The organism is Shimia gijangensis (assembly GCF_900142085.1).
Taxonomy (GTDB): domain Bacteria; phylum Pseudomonadota; class Alphaproteobacteria; order Rhodobacterales; family Rhodobacteraceae; genus Shimia; species Shimia gijangensis.
The window spans coordinates 1-2183 of sequence record NZ_FQZQ01000059.1; the positions used below are offsets into that span (position 1 = coordinate 1).

2 protein-coding genes are annotated in these 2183 nt (G+C 54.9%); one reads left to right on the top strand and one right to left on the bottom strand.

All coding sequences use genetic code 11. The features are described from left to right. The first annotated feature begins 320 nt into the window (after window positions 1-320). Window positions 321-1022 carry an SDR family oxidoreductase gene (locus BUC32_RS19935; protein ID WP_175556983.1) on the top strand — a complete coding sequence of 234 codons (702 nt, stop codon included), beginning with the start codon at window positions 321-323 and terminating at the stop codon, window positions 1020-1022. A 331-nt stretch (window positions 1023-1353) separates the two neighbouring features. Here BUC32_RS19935 and BUC32_RS19940 read toward each other — a convergent pair whose 3' ends face one another. Further along, a complete protein-coding gene (locus tag BUC32_RS19940) occupies window positions 1354-1686 on the bottom strand; it encodes a YMGG-like glycine zipper-containing protein (RefSeq protein WP_073257374.1) in 333 nt (110 codons plus the stop codon). Window positions 1687-2183: the final 497 nt, after the last annotated feature.

Below are 2183 nucleotides of genomic sequence, written 5' to 3' on the forward strand. Positions count from 1 at the left end.
AGCAAACGGGTAAAGCCTGAAAGGAAAGGCGCTTGCGCTCTGAAACTGACACCACTTTCTGCGCCAGCAACACGTTGTTTTTCCACAGAATCGGCCCTTATCTGCCGTTCGACGTCAATCATGAATGCCGCGGTTGCAGCCCGCATTGCCGACATTCGCTGCGGCCATTCGATTTTATCGAATTTGGATGTCTTCATTGCGGACAAAACTGCTGTTGGATGCTGCGGGCCAGAAGTGCGGCGTCGTGTAAAAGTTGCGATTGCATTTGTCCAAGCCTAAGCTGAACGTCGAATGTTCGTCTGCAACGAAGGAGGATTGCTTTGACAGTTGCAATTATTGGTGGGACATCCGGAATTGGGCTGGCCTGCGCACACCTTTGGCGCGAACGAGGTAAGCAGGTTGCCATTTTTGGCCGCAGCGAGGAACGTTTGAATTCAGCGCTAGCCGGTCTGGGTTCCGGCGCAATGGGAAGCCGTGTCGATGCTTCGGACCCGTCGAAGTTGGACGAGACGCTTTCCCGAGTCCAAGACTTGCAGGTGCTGGTGATTTCCGTTGGTGCCGGTGCGGGCGCAGGAACATTGGATCAATTGGGCTTTGACGGCTTGAAAAAGGGTTTTGAACAGAAGGTCTTACCGGTTTGGAACTCGGTGCAATGCGGGCGCAAGCATCTGGCGATGTCTGGTGCAATGGTTATCCTTGGCGCAGCTAGGGCCCATCATGCTGCTGGTGACGGAGTTGGGTTGGCGGCTGTCCACGGGGCAATAGCCTCAATGATTCCAAGCTTGGCGAAAGCAATGGCCCCAATCCGTGTCAACCTTGTTGCACCTGGCGTCACTGATACACCACCCTGGAATGGACTTGGGGATGAGAAGAAGCAGGCAGTCTTTGACCATTTTGCAAAACAGGCTCCGCTTGAGCGTGTCGGTCAACCTGAGGAAATCGCGCAAGCCATTGTCTCCATCGCGTCAAACACATTTACGACCGGTCAAGTGTTGAGGGTTGATGGAGGGCTCAGCCTCTAAGACCGCCGCTCTGGGCTCGCAGCCGTCATCTGATGGTTTTTGTTGGGAATATCTGTGCGTGGTGACCTTGAAGGTCGGCTGAGCGGGACAAAGCCGCCATTGATCGTTGAGCGGCCAACGACAACTCTCGGCTCTTTGCTGACATTTGAGGTGATTACGTTAAAGGCCAGTAGGATCCCACAGTGCAGCCTATTAGCGCCTGTTCGTGGCGAAGAGCATGCAAGGAGTGCACGCAACAAACCCGACAAGCGCAAAGCTCATCGGGTTTGAAGCAGAGCACCAGAGCAATCTGGTGTCGGTTGGAAGGGATTAACCGATCCGGCGCGTTCTATCAGCGACGACGCTTGCCACCATTTTTGTAATGCCCCTTGCCGTTCGCTTTGTTGACTTTGCCGTGGCCATTGCCGTTGTTGTGATAACCGTGGTGGTCCTCGAAGTCGTTCCTTTGAACGGCGCCAACGACGGCACCAACAGCTGCCCCGGTGGCCGCGCCTTGGGCTGCGTCGCCACCTGTCGCTTCGGCGGCGACTGCTCCGACAACGGCGCCTTTGGCGGCTTGCTTGGCGACGTGGTTGCCGGCATCGGCAGGTACGGCCACCAGGCTCAATGCTGTGAGGGTTGCGACGAATGTTGCGAGAACTTTGTTTGTGTGTTTGTGTGTCATGGTTCCAACCTTTTCTGACGTGGCGTCCCGTAGTGGCCGCCTTCTGTTATTGAATTTAGGGGAACCTGCGGCAGAGTGATTTTGGTGCTGGGACAAAAATGTGTGAGATCGGGACACAGCGAAAACTCATGCAATGCCGTCGGCATTTCTGACGATAATGTCAAATTCCGAAGCGCAACATGCCCGAGCGACTTATTCTTAAATGGCAGCAGCTGGCCCAAAGCTGCCCTTGGAGTGCATCGCGGCGAACATCAGGTTGAGCTTAAGCCAGACTTTGCTTCTTAGCGCAGGATTCTTCGCAGTGGGCGGAAACCGGGAGTTTGCTGCGCCTCGCTCGAGTGTCAGTTATGCGGACAATGCTCCTCTTCGAGCCGATGAGATCATTCATAGCAATCGGCCCTTATGTATGTACCGGCTGCTGTTCGCAAATGATTTCTTGCACGCTTTCGGAAGTCGCTCATATGTATCCGGCCTGTTGATCGACACGCGGGTCGTGG